Source organism: Arthrobacter sp. D3-16 (assembly GCF_054408515.1).
This window is the reverse complement of sequence record NZ_CP096437.1, coordinates 3,463,407-3,483,463: the sequence shown is the minus strand read 5'-3', so window position 1 is coordinate 3,483,463 and position 20,057 is coordinate 3,463,407. Positions and strand designations below refer to the sequence as shown.

Annotated in this window: 19 protein-coding genes; 11 read left to right on the top strand and 8 right to left on the bottom strand. The window is 66.2% G+C overall.

All coding sequences use genetic code 11. The annotated features are described in order from the left end of the window. The first annotated feature begins 134 nt into the window (after positions 1-134). The 3 genes from M1D32_RS16290 to M1D32_RS16280 all read left to right on the top strand — a co-directional run bounded on the left by M1D32_RS16290 (position 135) and on the right by M1D32_RS16280 (position 4,020). Positions 135-2,195 carry a beta-galactosidase gene (locus tag M1D32_RS16290; RefSeq protein WP_458779653.1) on the top strand — a complete coding sequence of 687 codons (2,061 nt, stop codon included), beginning with the start codon at positions 135-137 and terminating at the stop codon, positions 2,193-2,195. Between the two features lie 3 nt (positions 2,196-2,198). Then, complete coding sequence (locus M1D32_RS16285; RefSeq protein ID WP_458779652.1) at positions 2,199-2,429, top strand: hypothetical protein; 231 nt, start codon at positions 2,199-2,201, stop codon at positions 2,427-2,429. Between the two features lie 235 nt (positions 2,430-2,664). Beyond that, complete coding sequence (locus M1D32_RS16280; protein WP_458779651.1) at positions 2,665-4,020, top strand: MFS transporter; 1,356 nt, start codon at positions 2,665-2,667, stop codon at positions 4,018-4,020. Positions 4,021-4,081: 61 nt separating this feature from the next. On the opposite strand, the gene M1D32_RS16275 is transcribed toward M1D32_RS16280, so the two are convergent. Beyond that, positions 4,082-5,290 (bottom strand): glycoside hydrolase family 53 protein, encoded by a 1,209-nt coding sequence (locus M1D32_RS16275; protein ID WP_458779650.1) that lies wholly within the window; start codon positions 5,288-5,290, stop codon positions 4,082-4,084. Positions 5,291-5,344: 54 nt separating this feature from the next. Between M1D32_RS16275 and M1D32_RS16270 the strand changes: the two genes are divergently transcribed. Next, positions 5,345-5,746 (top strand): hypothetical protein, encoded by a 402-nt coding sequence (locus M1D32_RS16270; protein WP_458779649.1) that lies wholly within the window; start codon positions 5,345-5,347, stop codon positions 5,744-5,746. 94 nt (positions 5,747-5,840) lie between these two features. Here the strand turns inward: M1D32_RS16270 and M1D32_RS16265 are convergent, their stop codons facing one another. Further along, the gene (locus M1D32_RS16265; RefSeq protein WP_458779648.1) at positions 5,841-6,098 is read right to left on the bottom strand and encodes an alpha/beta fold hydrolase; all 258 of its coding nucleotides are present in this window, start codon (positions 6,096-6,098) and stop codon (positions 5,841-5,843) included. A gap of 31 nt (positions 6,099-6,129) precedes the next feature. Continuing rightward, positions 6,130-6,672 (bottom strand): alpha/beta fold hydrolase, encoded by a 543-nt coding sequence (locus tag M1D32_RS16260; RefSeq protein ID WP_458779647.1) that lies wholly within the window; start codon positions 6,670-6,672, stop codon positions 6,130-6,132. A gap of 100 nt (positions 6,673-6,772) precedes the next feature. Here M1D32_RS16260 and M1D32_RS16255 point away from each other — a divergent pair, with 100 nt between their 5' ends. Next, positions 6,773-7,450, top strand: a complete 678-nt coding sequence (locus M1D32_RS16255; protein ID WP_458782216.1) for an ABC transporter ATP-binding protein — start codon at positions 6,773-6,775, stop codon at positions 7,448-7,450. Continuing rightward, complete coding sequence (locus M1D32_RS16250) at positions 7,437-8,999, top strand: DUF6297 family protein (protein WP_458779646.1); 1,563 nt, start codon at positions 7,437-7,439, stop codon at positions 8,997-8,999. The genes M1D32_RS16255 and M1D32_RS16250 overlap by 14 nt, the downstream gene beginning before the upstream one ends. Here M1D32_RS16250 and M1D32_RS16245 read toward each other — a convergent pair. Continuing rightward, positions 8,985-9,593: a TetR/AcrR family transcriptional regulator gene (locus M1D32_RS16245; protein WP_458779645.1), complete on the bottom strand. Its 609-nt coding sequence runs from the start codon at positions 9,591-9,593 to the stop codon at positions 8,985-8,987. The genes M1D32_RS16250 and M1D32_RS16245 overlap by 15 nt on opposite strands. A gap of 183 nt (positions 9,594-9,776) precedes the next feature. On the opposite strand from M1D32_RS16245, the gene M1D32_RS16240 reads away from it, so the two are divergent. The 5 genes from M1D32_RS16240 (at position 9,777) to M1D32_RS16220 (ending at position 15,277) form a co-directional block, all read left to right on the top strand. Beyond that, the gene (locus M1D32_RS16240) at positions 9,777-11,045 is read left to right on the top strand and encodes an MFS transporter (protein WP_458779644.1); all 1,269 of its coding nucleotides are present in this window, start codon (positions 9,777-9,779) and stop codon (positions 11,043-11,045) included. 6 nt (positions 11,046-11,051) lie between these two features. Then, entirely contained in the window at positions 11,052-12,665 is a 1,614-nt protein-coding gene (locus M1D32_RS16235) for an amidohydrolase (RefSeq protein ID WP_458779643.1), read from the top strand. 81 nt (positions 12,666-12,746) lie between these two features. Then, positions 12,747-13,541: an oxygenase MpaB family protein gene (locus tag M1D32_RS16230; RefSeq protein WP_458779642.1), complete on the top strand. Its 795-nt coding sequence runs from the start codon at positions 12,747-12,749 to the stop codon at positions 13,539-13,541. After that, on the top strand, positions 13,534-14,427 hold the full coding sequence (locus M1D32_RS16225) for a DUF817 domain-containing protein (protein WP_458779641.1): 894 nt from the start codon (positions 13,534-13,536) through the stop codon (positions 14,425-14,427). The genes M1D32_RS16230 and M1D32_RS16225 overlap by 8 nt, the downstream gene beginning before the upstream one ends. A 31-nt stretch (positions 14,428-14,458) precedes the next feature. Continuing rightward, on the top strand, positions 14,459-15,277 hold the full coding sequence (locus M1D32_RS16220; RefSeq protein WP_458779640.1) for a phosphatase PAP2 family protein: 819 nt from the start codon (positions 14,459-14,461) through the stop codon (positions 15,275-15,277). A gap of 32 nt (positions 15,278-15,309) precedes the next feature. Here the strand turns inward: M1D32_RS16220 and M1D32_RS16215 are convergent, their stop codons facing one another. Genes M1D32_RS16215 through M1D32_RS16200 form a run of 4 tightly spaced genes read right to left on the bottom strand, consistent with a single transcriptional unit; the run spans position 15,310 to position 19,481 of the window. After that, positions 15,310-16,683 carry an LLM class flavin-dependent oxidoreductase gene (locus tag M1D32_RS16215; RefSeq protein WP_458779639.1) on the bottom strand — a complete coding sequence of 458 codons (1,374 nt, stop codon included), beginning with the start codon at positions 16,681-16,683 and terminating at the stop codon, positions 15,310-15,312. Between the two features lie 34 nt (positions 16,684-16,717). Next, on the bottom strand, positions 16,718-17,527 hold the full coding sequence (locus tag M1D32_RS16210; RefSeq protein ID WP_458779638.1) for an ABC transporter ATP-binding protein: 810 nt from the start codon (positions 17,525-17,527) through the stop codon (positions 16,718-16,720). Continuing rightward, entirely contained in the window at positions 17,503-18,366 is an 864-nt protein-coding gene (locus M1D32_RS16205) for an ABC transporter permease (protein ID WP_458779637.1), read from the bottom strand. The genes M1D32_RS16210 and M1D32_RS16205 overlap by 25 nt, the downstream gene beginning before the upstream one ends. Continuing rightward, complete coding sequence (locus M1D32_RS16200; protein ID WP_458779636.1) at positions 18,363-19,481, bottom strand: ABC transporter substrate-binding protein; 1,119 nt, start codon at positions 19,479-19,481, stop codon at positions 18,363-18,365. The genes M1D32_RS16205 and M1D32_RS16200 overlap by 4 nt, the downstream gene beginning before the upstream one ends. Positions 19,482-20,057: the final 576 nt, after the last annotated feature.

Here is a 20,057-nt window from a genome sequence, read left to right as displayed (position 1 = left end):
CCGAGGCCGCAGACTGTGAGCGGTTCCAGTAATTCATAGTGCTGTGAGCTATGTCAATAGCGGATTAGGGATGGTTTTGGCGGTTGCCTCTGTGATAAGACTGGGACCGCACACAGTCCTAAGGAGAATTTCCCATGACAGACGTCCTTCACCGCACGGTGCCGCAGACCGCTGCAGCGCCAGAGCGCTCACCTGCGCCCTGGGTCCAGCGGCCTGCCGGCCTTTGCTACGGCGGGGACTACAACCCTGAGCAGTGGCCGCGGGAGGTGTGGGTGGAAGACATCGCCTTGATGAAGGAAGCCGGGATCAACCTGGTCAGCATCGGCATCTTCTCCTGGGTGCTGCTGGAACCACGCGAAGGCGAGTACGACTTCGAATGGCTGGACCACCTGATGGATCTCCTGCACGATGCCGGCATCAGTGTGGACCTGGGCACGCCCACGGCCGCTCCGCCGGCATGGTTCTGGAAAAAGTACCCGCAGGCCCGTCCGGTCACGCGCGAGGGCGTCACCCTGGGGAACGGCTCACGGGGCATGGCCAGCCCCAGCTCCCCCGAGTACCGCCGCGCCGCCGCCAACATCACCGAGCAACTGGCCCGCCGCTATGCCTCACACCCGGCGCTCGTCCTGTGGCATGTGCACAACGAGTACGGCGCGCCGATCAGCGACTCCTACGATGACTACTCCGTGGCGGCATTCCGGGACTGGCTCCGGGCCCGCTACGGCACCCTGGAGGAGCTGAACAGCGCCTGGGGCACTCTTTTCTGGGGCCAGAAGTACGGCGAATGGGACGAAATAGACGCCCCCCGGCTCTCCGCGAGCGTGAGTAACCAGTCCCAGCGCCTGGACTTCCGCCGCTTCACCTCGGATGCGCTGCTTGGGTGCTACATCAACGAGCGGGACGTCATTCGCCGGTACACACCGGACATTCCCGTCACCACCAACTTCATGGCCACCAACTGCCTCGCGGCCGACTACTGGAAGTGGAGCAAGGAGGTGGACATCGTTGCCAACGACCACTACCTCGTAGCCCAACGGACGGACAACCACATCCTGCTCGCCATGGACGCGGACCTCACCCGCTCGCTGGCAAGGAACAAGCCCTGGATGCTGATGGAACACTCCACTGGTGCAGTGAACTGGCAGGGGCGGAACATTGCCAAACGCCCCGGCGAGCTGGCCCGCAACAGCCTCTCCCACCTGGCCCGCGGCGCGGACGCCGTGATGTTCTTCCAGTTCCGGGCGTCCCGGTTCGGCGCTGAGAAGTTCCACTCCGCCATGCTTCCGCACGCCGGCACCGGCACACGGATCTGGCGCGAAGTGCTGGACCTGGGCGATGACCTGAAGAAGCTCGCCGCCGCCAAGGGATCCACGGTGAAATCCCGCGTCGCCATCCTCTGGGACGTGGAGTCCTTCTGGGCGCAGGACCTGGAATGGCGCCCCAGCAGCGACCTCAACCACCGCGAACGCATCGAGGCGTACTACACCGCCCTCTGGCAGGCTGGCATCAGCACCGACTTTGCGCACCCGGAAAGGGACCTCTCAGGGTACGATCTGGTGCTCGCCCCGGCCCTCTACCTGGTGGGGGACAAGGCTGCTGCCAACCTCAAGGACTACGTCCAGGCCGGCGGCAACCTGCTGGTCTCCTACTTCTCCGGCATTGTGGACGCCAACGACACCGTTCCGGTTGGCGCGTCACCCGGCGCCCTCCGGGACGTGCTGGGCCTGGAGATCCACGAGTTCCTGCCGCTGCGCGAGGATGAAACAGTCACCCTGAGCAGCGGTGCCGCGGGCAGCGTCTGGGCGGAGGAAATCCATCCCGGCAGCGCAACGGTTCTCAGCCACTACGTGGACGGTCCGGCGGCCTCGCGTCCCGCCGTAACCCGCAACCACTTCGGCAGCGGAATCGCCTGGTACGTCTCCACTAAGCTCGACGGCGATTACCTCGCCGCCGTGGTGCGTGACGCCGTCGAAAGCGCCGGCATTGCGGCGGCTCCCACGCCGCCCGCCGGGCTGGAAGTCGCTTCCCGCAGCGCCGGGACGGATACCTTCACCTTCCTGATCAACCACGCGGACACCGACGCCGAGTACCCGGCCGCCGGGCGCGACCTCCTCAGTGGCGAAACGGTCACCGGTACCGCCGTGGTCCCCGCCGGGACCGTCTGCGTGATTCACTCGAGCACGGAACAGGGGTAGGACATGGCCGCCGCAACCGCTGAGTACATGGCAACCACTGAGTGCGTAGAGGTCAGGGTTGATAGTGCCGGTGAGGTCGAGGACCGGCTGAATTCGGCTGTGGAGGATCTGCAGATGATTGCAACCCGCAACCGGACCCGCGGGATCCTGGTGACCCGCCTCAACCCCGGCCACTTCAGCGTCTCCTTGACCGACCAGGTGCCTTTCGGCCTGACCCGGGAAGTGATCCGCTAGGCGCGCTTCCGCACCCCTGGGCTCGACGTGGGCCCTAGGGTGCGGAAAGGCTTTTCCTGGGGCTTTGACGTGACGGACGGCACTGTTTATACTTTTTGTGAAACGATTCAAACAAGCAGCGATGTTTTGGCCCTCAGCGTGGCCAATCAGCTCCGCCGGCGTCCCGGTGACCACTAAGACAATCCGGAATAGGACACTTCCGGTTCCTTGCCAACGACGAGAAGGAAATCAGCGCATGACCATTACGACCACCGGGAACGCCCAACCCGGCCACAAAACCGGCATCGAAGGCAGGGACCCGAAGAGAGCCGCGATGAGCGGCTGGATCGGTGGAGCACTTGAGTACTACGACTTCGCGTTGTACGGCCTGGCCGCGACACTCATCTTCCCGGCCATCTTCTTCCCTTCCGAAAACCCCACAGTTGCGATCATCGCGTCGCTGGCGACCTATGCGGTGGGATACGTCTCGCGGCCTGTCGGCGCTATTGTCCTGGGTGCATACGGTGACAGGCACGGGCGCAAGAACGTGCTTGTCCTGGCGATGCTGCTGATGGGCTTCGCGACGTTCGCCGTCGGGCTCCTGCCCACGTACGGGCAGGTGGGTATCCTCGCCCCGATCCTTCTGGTGACCCTGCGCCTGATCCAGGGGTTTGCGGTGGCAGGCGAACTCGGCGGCGCCAGTGCGATGATCGTGGAGCACTCACCTGACGCCCGGCGCGGCTTCTTTGCAAGCTTCAGCCTTCAGGGCACCCAGGTGGGATCCATCCTGGCCACCGGCGTCCTGCTTCCGCTGGCGGCCCTTCTCCCCGCCGACCAGTTCCAGAGCTGGGGTTGGCGCATTCCCTTCCTGCTCAGCGCCTTCGTGATCCTTGCCGGCTACATCATCCGCCGGCGGGTCCAGGAGCCTCCGGCCTACCTGGCGCAGTCCGAAAGCGGCACAGCCAAGCGCCGGTTCCCGCTCGTTGACCTCCTGCGCACGCACCCGCGCGTCATGATCCTGTGCGTCGTCATGACGTTCACCAACGTGGTGGGCATGGCGACGCTCATCTTCGGCGTCTCCTATGCAACCCAGAAGGGCTACGGCATCGGCTTCTCCAGCAGTGAGTTCCTGTGGGTAACCCTCGTGGCCAACCTCGCCGCAGTAGCGACCATCCCGATGTTCGGCGCCCTGTCCGACCGGATTGGCCGGCGGGTGCTGATGGTGGCCGGCGGAATCGGCGGCGGCCTTATGTCCGGGGCCTACTTGTGGGCCATCGACCAGAAGAGCCTGTTCCTGGTCTTTGTCTGTGTGGTGATCGTGCAGGGGATCTTCTTCCAGATGTGGAACGCCACCTTTGCCACGTTCTTCCAGGAGCAGTTCCCCACCCGGATCCGCGTCACCGGCTTCGCGGTGTCGCAGAACGTCGGCCTCATGATCGCGTCGTTCTTCCCCAGCATCTTCACTGCGGTGGCTCCTCCCGGTTCAGGAAACGTTCCGGTGATCATTGGCCTGATCACCTTCGGGATTTGCCTCGTGGCAGCCGCTGCTACCTTCCTGTCCTCCGATACAAAGGGCAAGTCACTCGAGGACCTCGAAACACAGAAGGCCTAACACACCAGCCAGAAAGCTGCGCCTGCCCTGATGGGCAGGCGTGGCTTTTTTGGCAAGGAAGTCAGCGTTTGACGTCGGGATCCGGAGCGAATTCCTGCAGTGCGGGAAGGGCGCGGCCGTCAAAGCCGAACATCGCCTGGTTTTCCCATGCGTTACCCGTGGTGGGGTCTGAGGGGTCCCAGCCATTACCCGGAACCGCTGTCCAAGCAGGCTCCCAGGAGACGACGCCGAGACCACGTCCACCGGGTGCAGAAGCCACGACGTCCTGGACTGCCCGGAAGTTGGCTGCCTGTCCCTCCGACGTGGCCGGGTAACCGGGGATGAGCTGGCCCTCCCGGGCTATGACGTTCTCCCACGGATCAACCGCGTTGTCCGCGAGCGTGAACGGGTGGGACTTTTCCACCACGATCAAGTCACGGTCATAGCGGGCGGACAGGGTGGTGACGGCACTCTGCAGGTCAGCCATGGACCCGTGCCAGAACCCGTAGTAGGACAGTCCGATCGTGTCGAACTGGACGCCTCTCTTAGTGACCTCGTCGTACCACCAGGTCAGGCCGCCGATTCCGTTGTTGATGTTGGTTAAATGCAGGATGACGTCTGTCTGGGCGTTGACGTCCTTGGTGGCCCGGGTCCCGGCCGACAGGAACAATGCCAGGTTGTCCCATTGGGCTCCTTTGACGTCATCCGTCGGGTTGACGTCCCAGGTCTGGCCGAGGGGCCAGAGCATGCCCGGGTTGATTTCATTGCCCACCTGCACCGAGTCCGCCGTGGCGCCGGCGTTCTTCAACGCCGTCAGCACCTCGAAGGTGTGGGCGTACACGGCGTCGGCCACAGCCTGTGGGCCCAGCCCTACCCAGGCGGCGGGCATCCCCTGGGCGCCGGAGTCCGTCCACCGGTCGGTGTAGTGGAAGTCCACCAGGACCTTCATGCCCGCCGCCTTGGCGCGCTTGGCAGTTGCGACTACTTCGTCTGCGGTGTTGTAGCCGTCAGCGGGATTGACCCACACCTTGAGCCGCACCAGGTTGGCCCCCGCATCGGCAAAGGCCTCAACCGCGTCCACCGGCCTGCCGTTGGCGTCGAAGTAAACCGCGCCCATGTCCTCGTTCGTCGCCAGGTTGGAAAGATCGGCGCCCCGGACCGCACGCTGCACAGATCCGGGGACGAGCGTGACGTCGTCGACCACTGCCCAGTCACCGGCCTTGCCGCGGGTTTCGATGACGATCTCGCAGCGGCCTTCGTGACGTAAGCATCGGCAGAGATCTGCAGCCACGCGCCGTCCTGCGCCGTGGACGGAAGGGCGGTCTCGCCGTCGACACCGCAGTTCTTGAGCCCGATCCGGGAAGCACCAAGTGTCCCCTCCGCCTTGACCCGCGCCGAAACCGTCCACCAGCCCTCGGCCAGTGTCCCGGTTTTCTGGCGCAGGTTCACCGTGCCATCCGAGGCGAGCCGCTGGGTCAGTTGCGGATTGTCCGCCTCCGCCGCCGTGGTGGTGGAGGCCGGCTCGCCGGTGGCCTTCCACCCGGCCAGCCCTTGGGAAAAGTTTCCGTTGACGACGGCGCCCTCCGCCTTGGCGTGCGGGCTTTCAGCAACGGCGGGGGCAATTCCTGCCGGCAGCGCGACAGCAGCAAGGAGCGTCGCCGCCACCATTGCTGATCGTCGTTTCCGGTTCCTTGGGTGGTGGATCTTCGAGTCGGGCTTTTTCATGTCGTCCTCCCTGACGGTATGAATTGAAAGCAGGGCCGCCGTAAATAAGTTCAGGCCGTGTGCGCTCCCAGTATTAGCACACGCTCGGGGTCAGTGAATAGACCGGTTCACGCAACTCAGTCAGGCACTTTGAGATAACTCACCTGTAATCGCTCCCAGGCCTGAGCCGGTATCAGACCCGTCTCGTCGATCGGAGCCACCCGCCGCAGGGACTCGTTGAACTCCCGGGGCTGGGCAAGGGGCAGGCCATGCCGGGCACCTTCGTGAAGCCGGAGAGTGCTGTTCCGGAACTGATGATGGAAGCGCTCCATGCCGCGCAGAAGCCGCGGGTCCTCACGCTCTCCGGCCAGGAGGAGAACCGGCCGGGAAGGCACCAGGGCCTCCGGCGGAATGCTGAACGAGAAGTTAGCAGTGATCAGGTTCCTGAGCGTCCCGGCGGTCATCAGCCGGGACAAGGTGTAGTAATCCTCGACCATTGAAGAAGGTGTAGTAATCCTTGACCATTGAAGGAGGAATGGAAAGCTGGGCAGCCTGGGCTTTGGCGAAGCGACGGTTACGGGATAACGGAGCGGATCCGGCTGCCAGCAGGCCAAGGGCACCAGCTCCGCGCCATGGCCGCAAAAGCGAACTGACCACCACGAGGCGGTCCACCAGCTGCGGATAGGACGCAGTTAGTTGAATCGCGGTTTGCCCGCCGAGGGAAAATCCAACCACAGTGACGGGCCGGGGATGCTCAAGCAGGCCAACTTGGCAGGCCACGGCTTCTGCCGCCTGCTTGTGGGTGGAAAAAACGCTTGGACGGTGGATGTCATGACCGGGAAGAGTTGGGGTGACAACGTCGTATTCCGCGGAGAAGTCAGCAATCTGTGCTTTCCACATCCACGGCCCCACACCGCCGCCGTGGATGAAAACGAGGGTGGAACGTTCCCCCTTGGGCTCCAGATTCATGAGTCCAGTTTTCCAGAGGTGCCGCCACAGGCACCTGCCCGTACAGAACCAGCCGGGCACGCGGTTCCGGCACGCCGGTTAGGGTGGTGGGATGGCGAGTGTGGGGGCAGTGCTGGAAGCCAGAGAGCTGCTGGTGGGCTATACGGGGGCACCGGTGTGCGGCGAAGTAACATTTGCCGTCGGCCCAGGGGAGGTCCTGGCCGTGGTCGGTGTCAACGGAGCCGGTAAGTCCACAGTGGTGCAGACGCTGGCGGGGCGGCAATTGCCATTGGCAGGGGAGGCCCTGATTCACGGACTTCCCGTCATGCCCGACGCCGTCCTGTTCCGCCGACAGGTAGCGGCTGTTTTTGACGAGGATGTCTTCTTCCCTTCGCTCACGGTACGCGAGCACCTGTTGCTTGTGGCACGGGGACATTCTGTGGAGTCAACCGAGGAAACCGTCGACGCCGAGCTGGACTTCTTCGGCCTCCTTGATCGTGCCGACGTTGTGCCGGACTCGCTGTCTTCGGGGCAGCGACGGCGGCTCCTCCTGGCCGCCGGATTTATTCGGCCCTCGTCCCTGCTGATGCTGGACGAACCGGAGCAGCGCCTCGATCCGCTGATGCGGGATGCCTTGGCACAACGTATCCGCGCCCAGGCCGAAACCGGCACGGCCGTGGTCCTGGTGACACATGATCCCCGGCTTCTCGTTCAGACATCTACGAACTGCCTGGTCATTGACGAGGTTGTGGAAGCTGTTGGTCCGGTTGAGGGGGCTGCGGTCATTGCTGGATCCTGACACAACCGAAGCGGCGGCGCCCAGCCATGTGACCATCGGCAGCCCGCACCTCGCCAGTGACATTGTGGCCTTCACCCGGCGGGCCTCGCGCCAGTACAACCGCGCCCGTTCGGCCCTGCTGGACATCCTGATTGATCTGTATTCCGCTGCCTTGGCTCTGGGGTGCATTGTGGCCATCGCGGCGTCCTTTGTCATTGCATTGCGGAACCAGATTGCTGATCTCACCACGGTTCAGCCAAGCCTCGTGGACGACCGATGGCAGGTCCTCCCCGCCGACGCCCTGTGGGTCCTGCTGACGTATGGGGGCCTGGCTGGCATTGCTGTGCTTGCGGGAAGGCTTGGACCTGTCACCGCCAGCCCCGCGGAGGCCGCATGGTGGCTTCCCCTGCCGCTGGACCGGCGTCCCCTGGTGCTGCCGGGCTTTCTGCGCCGGACCGCGGCGGTGGGCGTGGCCGCCGTCGTCGGTTATCTGCCGTTCAGTTTCCTGACGGCCCTTGACCGGGTGTCCGCGGAACACCTGAACGCGGCGGCGACCTTCGGTGCTCTGGCAAGCACCGCCGTCGCCGGCGCCGCTGTCTTGCAGCTGGCACCGCAGCATCAACGCCGGCACCAGGCCGCCCTGCTGGCCAGCCTCCTGCCGGGAGCGGTCCTGCCGTTCCTGGCATCAGCAGGGTGGCCGCTACCGGCCGCCCTGGTGGGGGCAGCCGCATTGCTCGCCTATGTTGGCCGCCGCATCGGCTGGGTGCCCGGCGCAGAACTGACGCGCGGCGGTGCGGTCTCCGGCCACGTTGGCGCCTCGGTGTTTTTCCTCGATGCCAACGAGCTCCAGCGTGCCTTGGCGGCGGGGCGGCGGGGAACCAGCCGACGCCGCCAGGGTGCCCGGTTCTTCGCCCGGCCGGTCCGGGGCGCCTTCGGCGCGCTGGTGAGGTCCGATGTCGTAGCTTACCTCCGGCTTCGGCCGCCACTCGCCGGGCCGCTGCTGTCCCTGGCCGCATGCGTGGGTGTGGTGCTGATCGATCCGGCCCTGCCTGCGCTGCTTCAGATCGCGGTCATGGTGATCGCTGGGTGCATTACGGCCGCAGGGACCGGAACAATAATGCGAAGAGCCGCGATTATTCCGGAACTGGATTCCTTGCTGCCCTTGGAGCCGTGGCTTGTGCGGTTGAGCCGGATCCTGATGCCGGCACTGGCGCTCGGCTGCTGGATGGGCGGACTGACCGGGGTGCTGGCTGCGCTGGGGGCTGCGGGTCCGCTGCTGTTCCCGCTTGGAATGGTGGCAGGCATCGGCATGGCCGTCGGCACGCTGCGGGCCGCCACGCGTCCCCCCACTGACTGGACAAGGCCGGCCGTTGAAACCCCCTTCGGCCCGGTTCCCCGTGACCAGATGTCGTCCATGCTTCATGGCACGGACATGACGGTCCTGGCCATGGTGCCGGTGATGCTTGCCGTGTATTTGGGCAGCGTGTATCCGGTGCTGATCCTCGCGCAACTGGCCATCACTGCTGGAGCTCTCCTCTACCACGTCAGGATGGGGTCAGTGCGGAGCTAACCGCATCCGAAGCGAGTCGAGGAGTAGCTGGAGGCCTGTCTCGAAAGCGCGGTCGCTTCGTTCCCGGCCGTGGCCGGATGCCTTGAGCAGCCGCGACAAAGTGGCGGCGGATTCTGTCGGTTCCCAGACGTCGTCGGGGGCTGCAAGGTCCAGGCCGGCGCCGAGCGAAAAGGAGTCGATGACTGAGATGATCGTCAGCACGTCGTCATCAGGAAATCCACCGGTGATGAGGGCTGATGCAATCCGCTCGTAGGCGGTGATCACTCCGGGATCGGTAATGGTCTTACCCACGATGAGCGGCACCACAAAAGGGTGGGCCGCATACATCTCACGCTGGCCCCGGACAATCAGCGAGACCGCCTCGTCCCAGCCGGCATCCTCCGGCACGTCAGGAATGGACTGCGTCGCCAGCCGCGCACGCATCAGTTCGATGATCTCGTCGCGCCCGGAGATGTGGTTGTACAGGGACGACGCCGTGACGCCAAGCCGGCGGGCGAGGGCATTGACACCGAATCCGGCCCCTTCATCCACCAGCTCGATGGCGGCATCGGCGATGCGGTCCACCGACAGGATCGGGGTTCTGGGCCGTGGCATGGGGCTCCCTTCGTCAACTGCCAGTTTAGGGACTCTTCCCTTTGACCCACGTCACATGCATAATAAAACGAACGCCATTCGTTTTAGCGGACGCTGCTGGTGACGGCAGCAGGCACGGAGGACGCAACGGAGCGCCGCCGGCCCAGTAATCCGCGCATATTCCTGTTCAAAGGACACATTCACATGACCCAGCCAGAACCGCAGCGGCTCCCGCTGACCACACAACGCGCCGTCTCCACGTTCGGGATCGGCGTGGTCGGCTTTATGAGCGCCAACCTCGTCCCGTTCATGATCCTCGCCATTCAGGACTCCCTCGGCATGGGCGCCACAGAAGCCGGAACCCTCATGACCGCCTGCCTCCTGGCCACAGCGCTCGCCTGCCTCGCAGTCACCCGCTTCACGGAAGGCCGCGGGCGGTACCTCGTGGCACGGCTGGGGCTGGCCGTGACGGCAGCAGGGTTCGGACTCGCCGCTCTTGACCTGGCTCCCGCCGCGTCCATCATCGGCATCATCGCCGGTGGTATTGGAGCCGGCGGTGCGGTGGCCTCCGGCGGGGCAGCCCTGGCCGCCCTCCGCAATCCAAACCGGGCGTCCGGTATCAGTGGACTTGCAAACCGGGCCATCGTCACAGTGGTGTTGGCAGTTATCCCGGCGGTGGGCATCGGGATGGGGAGTGCCTTCGGTTTTGTAGCCGGGCTTGCCCTCGTGCTGCTGTTTACCGCCGGGTGGCTGCCGATGGCTGGGGCGCCGGAGGGGCACGACGTGACGGCGGGCGCGTCACCGGCGCCGGGTACGACGGCGGCAGGTGCCACCGGGGGAGCCGCCACCACCAGCACCATCACCTTTGCAGGTTTCGCTTTGCTGGCAATTTTCGCGCTCTGGGCAGTAGGCGAAGACTCACTCTGGGCAATGTCCGGGGCCATCGGTGTTGCCCAGGCCGGGATGACGGAGGAGCATCTGGGCCTGGTGCTGAGCGCGTCCACTGCAGGAGGGCTGCTCGCCGCCATCGCGCTGATCTTCCTGGGGACCAGGCTGGGCCGGGCTCTGCCGCTGGCCATCCTGCTGGTATTGGGCAGCGCCCTGAAACTGACCGCGTGCCTCACCGCCGATCCGACCATTTTCCTCGTCACCATGATCGCCTGGAACACGGTGTACGCCGTTGCCTTTATGTTCTTCATCGCCACGGCGGCGGCCCTTGATGCCAGCGGCCGCTGGTCCGGGCCCGTGCTCGGGGTCTACCTAGTGGGATCCAGCTTTGCGCCCATGTTCGGGGCCTGGATCGGTGAGGCATTCGGCTTCCCCGCCCTCGGCTGGGTACTGGCCGGCTTCAGCCTGGTGCTCCTGGTTCCCGCCGTGCTCATCGCGCGGCTTTCCTCCCGGGTGGAGGCGGACAACGCCTCGACCACTCCAAACTCATCCGACATCGCCACCATCCGAACTGCAGGAGTCTGAAACCCCATGACTGTGCTTTACCGCAACGCCCGCGTCTTCACCGCCGACGAGTCTGCCCCCTGGGCTGAAGCGTTCGTTGCCGACGCCGGCAAGCTCACCCATGTCGGCAGCGATGCCTCCGCCGCGGCGGCTGCCGGTGACGCCGCAGAGATGGTCGACCTCGACGGGAGGCTTGTACTCCCGGGGTTTATCGACGCCCACACACACGTGATGATGCTCGGCGAGGCGCTGGGAAAGGTGGGCCTGACAGATGCCAGAACGCTGCCTGAAATACAGGAACGCCTGCGCACGGCCCGGGCCGCCAACCCAGGTGCCGGCCGGATCCTGGGCAGGGGCTGGCTGTTCGACTCGCTGCCCGGAGCACCAACCTCCGCCATGATCGACGAAGCAGTCTCAGACGTCCCTGTCTACCTTGATGCCAACGACTACCACTCCTGCTGGGTGAACCGCGCAGCGCTGAAGGAACTTGGCATCACCCGGGACACCCCTGATCCGCTGGGCGGGCGCATCGGGCGGGACAGCCAGGGCGAGCCGGACGGGATGCTGTACGAAACCGCAGCACAGCAGTTTGTGTGGCCGTTCCTGGGGGAGGTGACCTCGGACGCTGACCGGGATGCCGCCGTCGAACGTTCCATCGCGGCTTACCTGGCCGCCGGGGTGACGGGAGCAGTGGACATGGCCCTGGGCGAACTCGACCTCGCGGCGTTCCTCCGTGCGGCAGCGCGGCGCGGCGGCCGGCTGCCGATCCGCGTCGTGGCACACTGGTTCATCCACAACACCGGCGACGAGGCCGAAAACCTGGCGCAGGTGGAACGCGCCGTGCTCCTGGCCAGGGAAGTCAACACCGAGTGGCTGCGCGTGGCCGGCATCAAGCTGGCGTTGGACGGAGTGATCGACGCCTGCACTGCCGCCATGAACCGGCCTTATGCGGACGGTTCCCAGGCCGGGCCCATCTGGTCGCCAAAGCAGCTGGACCCGGTGGTGGCCGCCGCCGATGCCGCCGGGCTGCAGGTTGCCCTGCACGCCATCGGGGACCACGCCAGTGATATTGCCCTGGATGCCTTGGAGCGTGCCGCAGAAATAAATGGCCCGCGCCACCGCCGCCACCGCATTGAGCACCTCGAATACGCCTCCCCGGAGACCCCTGCCCGGATGGCCCGGCTCGGCGTCACTGCGTCCATGCAGCCCGTCCACGCCGACCCTGCCATCTACGGCAACTGGGTGGCGATGCTGGGCGACGACCGGCCGGACCGCAGCTTCGCCTGGCCCGAATACGTGGCGGCCGGGGCCTTGTTGGCCTTTTCCACCGATGCCCCCACTGCACCGTACGAGGCCCTGCAGAACATGTTCGTCGCCGCCACGAGGCAGTCGGCCATGGACCGGTCCTTTCCGCCGAACAATCCGCATTTCGCCCGCCCCTTGGCTGAGGCGATCACGCACGCAACCCGCGATGCCGCAGCGTCGGTGATGGAAGAGGACCGCCGTGGCCGCCTGGCGGCTGGCCTCGCTGCCGACTTCACGGTGCTCGACGCCGACCCTTTCAGGGACGGCGAGGAATCGCTGCTGAACGCGCGTGTACTGCGCACCGTCGTTGGCGGCCGCACCGAGTACACCGCTTGACGCAACCAGGCCGACGGGGCGAGGGGGGCTTCCGGTTGCCGCTCCGTCCCGCCGCCGGGCACCCTCCGGTACCCTGTTGAGATGGTGCGGGAAGTTGCGGAAATGAACGCGGAGGGCATCCTGCTGGCCGGGGCGGGACGCGCCATCCTGCTGCAGCTTGCCGACTCCGGGGTGGGCCGCGGCGTCGCAGAGCACAGCAGCTTCACGGACCGCCCAATGAACCGGCTGATGGGTACCCTCACGTACGTATATGCCGTTACCTATGGGACCGAGGAGCAGGTCAAGGAAGTCCGCCGCAGGGTAAACCGCGCCCATGTGCCTGTCCGACGTGGAGCCGACGGAAGCTCTCCCGGGTACAGCGCGTACGATCCGGAGCTGCAGCTGTGGGTGACGGCAACGCTTTACGACACTGCGCTCACCATCATTGAGAAGATTTACGGCCGGCTCGACGACGACTCCGCCGATGCCATGTACCAGGACTATGCGAGGATCGGGACCGCCCTGCAGCTTCCGCCGGACAAGTGGCCCAAGGACCGGGAAGAGTTCAACCGCTACTTTGACGGGCGCATGGCAAGCCTTCGCGCCAGCGACGCCGCTGTCCGGGTGGGCCGCGGCCTCCTGTACCCAAAGCCTGCAGCACTCTGGTACCGGGCCGTCATGCCGTTCGGCAGGTTCCTCACGGCCGGCCTCCTTCCGGACCAGTTGCGCCAGGATTTCGGCCTGCCGTGGAGCGGCCGGCATGAGCGCCGATTCCACCGCACCATGAAAGTCCTTGCCCTGACCTACCCCAAGCTGCCGCAGGGCATCCGGCACTGGTTCAAGAACTACTGCCTCAGCACACTGGAAACATCGCCGCGCCGGGCAGTGAATGCGTAGTTCCACCCCGCTGGAGCAGCGCCTCGATGAGCGCGCGCGCCGTTTCCTTGATGGCGCCCCGGCCAGCCGCATCCGCCCCAGGCTCACCGAGTTCGTTGTCTTTGGCCTCAAACAGGGCTGGGCGTGTATCTTCGGCGCTGCCCTCCTCGCGGTGCTGATGGCCGCCAGGCTCTGGTACCCGCCCGACGCCGGCTTGGCCAGGAACGATTTCCTGACCCTGGCCGCCGTCGCAATCCAGATCCTTATGGTGGTGTTCAGGCTGGAAACCCTCAAGGAGTTGCGTGTCATCATCCTGTTCCACCTGGTGGGCACGGTGATGGAGCTGTTCAAGACCGACGTTGGCTCGTGGTCCTACGAGGCAGAGGGTGTCCTGCGGATCGGGGCGGTCCCGCTCTTCAGCGGATTTATGTATGCCGCCGTGGGCTCCTACATGGTCCGGGTGTACCGGCTGTTCGACCTCAAATTCGCCAGCTATCCGCGGCGCTGGATCACAGCCGTCGTCGCCGCGGCGATCTACGTGAACTTCTTCAGCCACCACTACATCTGGGATGCGCGCTGGGTGCTGCTCGCCGCCGTGGCCGTCATCTTTGGCCGGTGCGTGATGCACTTCCGGGTGTTCCGGGTGCATCACCGGATGCCGCTGGTGATCGCGTTCCTGCTGGTGGCGCTGTTCATCTGGATCGCAGAGAACATTGCCACCTGGTCCGGCGCCTGGCTCTACCCCAGCCAGGTGGACGGGTGGCAGCCGGTGGGCCTGGAGAAGCTGGTGGCCTGGTTCCTGCTGATGATCATCTCCGTGGTGCTGGTGGCCTGGGTGTACAAGCCCCAGCCGCCGAAGGCGGTGGAAACAACGGAGCCCGCCGTGCAAGGTAAGGTTGCTTACTAATTCCGGTTGCGTGGCAGGGAGGGCTCAAAAGATGGTTGCAGGAAAGAATTCGCCCGGGACCGGCGTGACCGGGGAAGTCCACCAGGACCGCTTCGTGGGCGGGCAGGACCTCACCCGGTGGGACAGCAAACCCGGCCGGTTCCTGGCCTCCAGTGTCCAGCAAATCAGCAGGCTGCTCGGCTCCCATGCGGCGTTGGTCCTCACCCTTGCCGTCGGGGCGGTGCTGGCCGTTGCGCTCGCCGCCGTATTCGCCGAGGTCTATGAATCCGTGGTTCAGGCCGACGGCGTTGCCGGGCTGGACCATCCGATCCTGGACGGTGCCAAGACGCTCCGGTCTCCGGGCCTGGACACGATGATCACCGGCTACACAGACGTGGGCGGAACAGTGGGCATGCCCGTGCTGGCCCTGGCCATCATGATTGGGCTGGCGCTGAGGCGCCGGTCCTGGACGCCGGTCATCCTTATGCTTGTTGCCGGGCTCGGTTCCCTGCTGATGACCATCGCGGGCAAGGAACTGGTGGGTAGGACCAGGCCGGACCTGGCAGATGCCGTGCCGCCCTACGAGTACTCCGCCTCATTCCCCAGTGGCCACTCCTTGAACTCCGTGGTGATCGCCGGCATTGTGGCCTACCTGGTGATCCTCCGCCTCACGTCCGCCCGCGCCCGTGTTCTCACGGCAGTGGTGGCAGGAGTCTTTGCCGCCACCATGGGCCTGAGCCGGGTCTATCTGGGGCACCACTGGCTCACCGACGTACTCGGTGCCTGGGCGCTGGGGGCCGCCTGGCTGGCGCTGGTCATCACCGCCCACCGCCTCTACCTCACCACCCGGGTGCACCCGGGTGGTGACTGACTTGGGCAGGGTGGGCTTCAGCTGCCGGCCCATCAGAAGGCCGATCCGATGGATGCCAGTTCCCCTGCGCCGGTGTAGCGGTTGGCCGGGCGCTCCAGGCCGTAGTGTTCCCGCAGCGTCCTGCCCGTGTATTCGGTGCGGAACAGTCCTCGTTCCTGCAGAATGGGCACCACCTGGTCAACGAACGTATCGAGCCCCGAGGGCAGCACCGGCGGCATGATGTTGAAGCCGTCCGCCGCGCCGCCGTCGAACCATTCCTGGATGGCGTCCGCAACCTGGACCGGGGTGCCGGTGAAGGTCCGGTGCCCGCGGCCGCCGCCCAGCCGGCCGATCAGCTGGCGCACGGTAAGCTTCTCGCGCCGGGCGAGCTGGACGATCAGCGTGTAGCGGCTCTTGGCGCCCTCAATCTCGTCCTCGCTCGGCAGGTTGCCCGGCAGCTGACGGTCCAACGGCAGGTCCTCCGGGGCGACGCGCAGGGTCTTGGCGAGCTGGATGCGGGCGTACTCCGGCTTGATGAGGCGGTCCAGTTCCCGCTCCAGCTCCAGGGCTTCCTCCTCCGTGGCGCCGATGACCGGGACGATGCCCGGCAGGATCTTGATGCTTTCGGGATCACGGCCGACGGCGGCGGTGCGCTTTTTGAGGTCCCGGTAGAAGGCCTGGGCATCAGCGAGCGTCTGGTGGGCGGTGAAGACGGCGTCCGCGTAGCGGGCCGCGAGGTCCTTCCCGTCCTCGGACGAGCCGGCCTGGACGATCAGCGGATGGCCCTGCGGCGAGCGGGGCACGTTGAGCGGGCCGCGGACCTTGAAGTGCTTGCCCTCATGGTCGATCACGCGGATCTTGTCGGCATCGCCCCACACGCCCTCGGCCTTGTCCGCGAGCACTGCATCGTCCTGCCAGCTGTCCCACAGCTTCTGGGCCACCTCGATGAACTCGGCGGCACGTTCGTACCGGACGGCGTGGGCGGGCTGGTCGTCCACGCCGAAGTTGCGTGCTGCGTCCGGACCGGCTGTGGTGACCACGTTCCATCCCGCGCGGCCGCCGCTGACCCAGTCCACGGATGCGAACCGTCGGGCCAGGTTGAACGGCTCGTTGTAGGTGGTGGAGGCCGTGGCGATCAGGCCGATGTGTTCCGTGGCGCCGGCGATGGCGGTCAAGAGGACTGTAGGTTCGAGCTTGCCCGAAGGGCGCCGGCCCACCTCGCCGAACAGCACAGGGGAGTCGGCGAAGAAGATCGAGTCCAGCTTGCCGCGCTCGGCGGTTCGAGCGAGCTTTTTGTAATGCTCGATGTCCGTGCTGGAGTTCGGTTCGCTCTCGGGCAGGCGCCAGGACGCCTCGTGGTGCCCGGTGCTCATCAGGAAGGCGTTGAGGTGGAGCCGGCGGTGCGCGGAGGTGTTGTCGGAAGTCATGGGATGGTCCTTCGGGTCAGGAGGGTCAGGAGGGTCACTGGGAGGCGCCGACGACGCCGAGGTCGGCCAGGAGGTCGCGGCGGAGTGCTTCATGGCCGGCGGCGTCTGCCGCGGTGCTGACGGCCGGCGTCACGGTGCGGACGGTGGCAACGCGGCCGCTGTCCAGCACCACAATCCGGTCCGCGAGGGCAATGGCTTCGTCAACGTCGTGGGTGACCAGCAGGACGGCCGGGCGGTGTGCGGCCACGAGGTCCTGGAGCAGCCCGTGCATCTTGATCCGGGTCAGGGCGTCGAGCGCTCCGAACGGCTCGTCGGCCAGCAGCAGCTGTGGCTGGCGGACCAGCGACCGGGCCAGCGCCACGCGCTGCTGCTCACCGCCGGAGAGCTCGTGGGGCCAGGATTTTTCCCGGCCGGCGAGCCCCACTTCGGCGAGGGCCTTGCGTGCCCGGGACCCGGCGTCGTGCTCCCGCAGGCCCAGGGTGACGTTGCCCAGGACGCTGTCCCACGGGAGCAGCCGCGAATCCTGGAAGACCACGGACACCCGCTCGGGCACGTTGATCACGCCGCTGCCGCGGACGTCGTGGTCCAGCCCGGCGAGGGCGCGCAGCAGCGTGCTCTTGCCGCAGCCGCTGGGCCCGAGGAGGGCCACGAATTCGCCGGGCGCGATGTCCAGGTCCACGCCGTTCAGGACGCCTTTCGGCCCGAAGCTGCGGATCAGGTTCCGCACCGAGACGGTGTTGCCGGCGCTGGCTGCAGGGGCTGTGCCGGAGGAGGAGGAGCGGACGGCGGACGGTACCGAGCCTGAAGAAGCGACGGCGGTCAGCCCGCCAAAGTGCGCTGCCATGAGAGGGCCTTTCGTTCGAGGAAGCGGACGGCGCCGTCGGACAGCAGGCCGAGAATGCCATAGACAGCAAGTCCGAGGACGATGATGTTGGTTTGGCCGTACGTGCGGGCGAGCTCCATCATGTAGCCGACGCCGCTGGTGGCGTTGATTTGCTCCACCACCACAAGGGACACCCAGGCTCCGGTGACGGCGAAACGCAGGCCCAGGAAGAATCCTGGAAGCGCCCCGGGCAGCACCACCTTGCGGATGAAGGCGGTCCGGCTCAGCCCCACGGTCTGGGCGAGCTCGACGTAGCGCAGGTCGATCCCGCGCAGGCCGGCGTGCGTCTGCAGGTAGATGGGGACGAAGACGCCCAGGGTGATGGTGAGGACCTTCATGGTCTCGTCGATGCCGAACCACAGGATGAGGAGAGGAATCAGGGCCAGCCCGGGGATGGCGCGCTTGATCTGCACCGGCCCGTCAATCAGCGCCTCGCCCACGCGGCTTAGCCCGGACACGAGGGCCAGCAGGGCGCCGACGACGATGCCGAAGAATAATCCCAAGCCGGCCCGCTGGGCGGAGATGGCGAGGTTTTCCTGCAGCCTGCCATCCGCAAGGAGTTCCCCGGCGGTGGCCACCACGGTCCAGGGTTCCGAGAGGATGCGCGGGTCCAGCAGCCCTGTTGCGGAAGACGCTGTCCAGAGCCCCAGCAGGGCGGAGGGGCCCAGCAGCCAGGCCAGGCGCCGCCGCCGTCCGGGGCCCAGCCTCCTGCCGGTGGGCCGGACGTCCTCGCGGGCGGCGAGCTCCGGGTCCAGATGGGGTTCGACGGCGGGACGTTCCAGGACCGGGGCGGCGCTCATGCTGCACCGCCCTTGCCGGCCGCGGCGAAGGCGGTGCCGGCGATGGCCTCGAAGCGGGTGTCGTAAAGGTCCGCCGCCTTCAACTGCGGCTTCTTCTGCTCCCGGGCCAGCAGGTTGATGGTCTGCTGGTGCCGCTCGATGGCCTCGGTCCAGGACGTGGGAACGTCCCTCTTGCCGGCGGCGTCGATCAGGTACTGCCCGTCCTCGGCGGAGAGTCCCTGGTCCTTGATGTAGTAGCCCTCCAGCCATTCCTTGGGGTGGTCCTCGATCCAGCGCTGGGCCTTGCCCCAGGCTTCGGCGTACTTGGCCAGCGCGGCGGCCTTGGCGGGATTGGCCAGGACCTTGGCGGGGGAGTACAGGTGGCCCGGGTCGTCACGGAGGCCGTGGCGGAGGGTGGTGGCGCCGTCGGCCTTGTACTTGGCCAGGTACCGCTTGATCTGCACCCCGCCCAGGGGTGCCGCGTCCACCTGCTTGCTGGACAGCGCCGAGGAGTAGGCGTCTCCGTTGCTGGGCAGCTCGATGAGCTTCACGTCGTCCTGGGCGAGCCCGGCCTTTTCCAGGATCCGCAGGACCAGGGCGCCCTGGGCCTGGCCCGGGCTGTACGCCACCTTCTTGCCGCGCAGGTCCTCGAGCTTGGTGATGCCGGAGCCGGGCGCGACACCGAGTTCGTACAGCGGGTGGTTGACGGCGTCCTGGCGGTAGGCGCTTGTAATGATGCGTACGTCCAGGCCGGTCCAGGTGGCGTGGATGGGCGGGATGTCGGCCACGGACCCGACGTCCAGGGCGTTGGCCCGGAAGGCTTCGGTGGTCTGCGGGCCCCCGGAGATATTGGCGAACTCCACGTTGATGCCGTCCAGGTCCTTGATCAGGCCGGACAGTTCCAGGGCAACCCGGATGCTGGGATCACCCACGGTGATGGTGGTTCCCGCCGGGACGGACGTGGCGAGCGGTGCGAAGGACGCCTGGCTGGTGGGGTTGCCGGCGGTGGCGGTTCCGCCGCAGGCCGTCAGGAGCCCAACGGCAGGAATTGCCAGGAGTGCGCTCAGGGCTTGGCGCCGGGTGAAGACTCCCGGCCTGCCGGCGGACGGTGGATTTGTGGATGCAGTCAAGGACATGGTTGGCCTTTCGGAGGATGTGGAGAAAAGGAGCGTTCATTGCCTGAAGGAGGGCACGGCGGAGCCGGCCCTGGGGGCGGGCCGAAGAGGGGAAGGAATTCTGTTGCTGCCGGCGGGCGGTTGTCGGAGGTTAGGTGGCGGACCCGCGGTTGAACATGCTGCACATTCGTTCTGTCCGGCAACAGAACGGACCGGAGGTGTAGTGCGTGTTTATGTGTGTTTCCTGCATCTGGTCCTCCTGTTCATTCCGGGGTCTTCAGTGCTCTTAGGTGCGGCCCGGCGCGGGCTGTGGAAACACCTAAGCACGGACTTCAACGCCTTGGCCAGCACCGCGCAACGGAAGTGAAACGGGAGGAAACGGCGCTACTTACGGCGCCATCAGGAAGACAAACCGGGCAACAGGGCGCCATGATCCGCAACGGAGGTTAATGTGACTGGCACAGGCGGGATCCGCGTCTGGAATGCCCGGGTTCAGCGCTGAAAAATCGGGGTTCTGCCGTAACCGGTTCTGTCAGGGCATGCCTCAGGAGCGTTTCTTCCTCCTGCAGGAGGCGCCAATGGGCGATGCTGGAAGGA

Coding starts and splice junctions, on each gene's coding strand:
- M1D32_RS16225 (WP_458779641.1), top strand. CDS start 13,534: ATGCGTAGTTCCACCCCGCTGGAGCAGCGCCTCGATGAGCGCGCGCGC.
- M1D32_RS16290 (WP_458779653.1), top strand. CDS start 135: ATGACAGACGTCCTTCACCGCACGGTGCCGCAGACCGCTGCAGCGCCA.
- M1D32_RS16210 (WP_458779638.1), bottom strand. CDS start 17,527: ATGGCAGCGCACTTTGGCGGGCTGACCGCCGTCGCTTCTTCAGGCTCG.
- M1D32_RS16260 (WP_458779647.1), bottom strand. CDS start 6,672: ATGAATCTGGAGCCCAAGGGGGAACGTTCCACCCTCGTTTTCATCCAC.
- M1D32_RS16200 (WP_458779636.1), bottom strand. CDS start 19,481: ATGTCCTTGACTGCATCCACAAATCCACCGTCCGCCGGCAGGCCGGGA.
- M1D32_RS16240 (WP_458779644.1), top strand. CDS start 9,777: ATGACCCAGCCAGAACCGCAGCGGCTCCCGCTGACCACACAACGCGCC.
- M1D32_RS16230 (WP_458779642.1), top strand. CDS start 12,747: ATGGTGCGGGAAGTTGCGGAAATGAACGCGGAGGGCATCCTGCTGGCC.
- M1D32_RS16215 (WP_458779639.1), bottom strand. CDS start 16,683: ATGACTTCCGACAACACCTCCGCGCACCGCCGGCTCCACCTCAACGCC.
- M1D32_RS16245 (WP_458779645.1), bottom strand. CDS start 9,593: ATGCCACGGCCCAGAACCCCGATCCTGTCGGTGGACCGCATCGCCGAT.
- M1D32_RS16205 (WP_458779637.1), bottom strand. CDS start 18,366: ATGAGCGCCGCCCCGGTCCTGGAACGTCCCGCCGTCGAACCCCATCTG.
- M1D32_RS16285 (WP_458779652.1), top strand. CDS start 2,199: ATGGCCGCCGCAACCGCTGAGTACATGGCAACCACTGAGTGCGTAGAG.
- M1D32_RS16235 (WP_458779643.1), top strand. CDS start 11,052: ATGACTGTGCTTTACCGCAACGCCCGCGTCTTCACCGCCGACGAGTCT.
- M1D32_RS16220 (WP_458779640.1), top strand. CDS start 14,459: ATGGTTGCAGGAAAGAATTCGCCCGGGACCGGCGTGACCGGGGAAGTC.
- M1D32_RS16280 (WP_458779651.1), top strand. CDS start 2,665: ATGACCATTACGACCACCGGGAACGCCCAACCCGGCCACAAAACCGGC.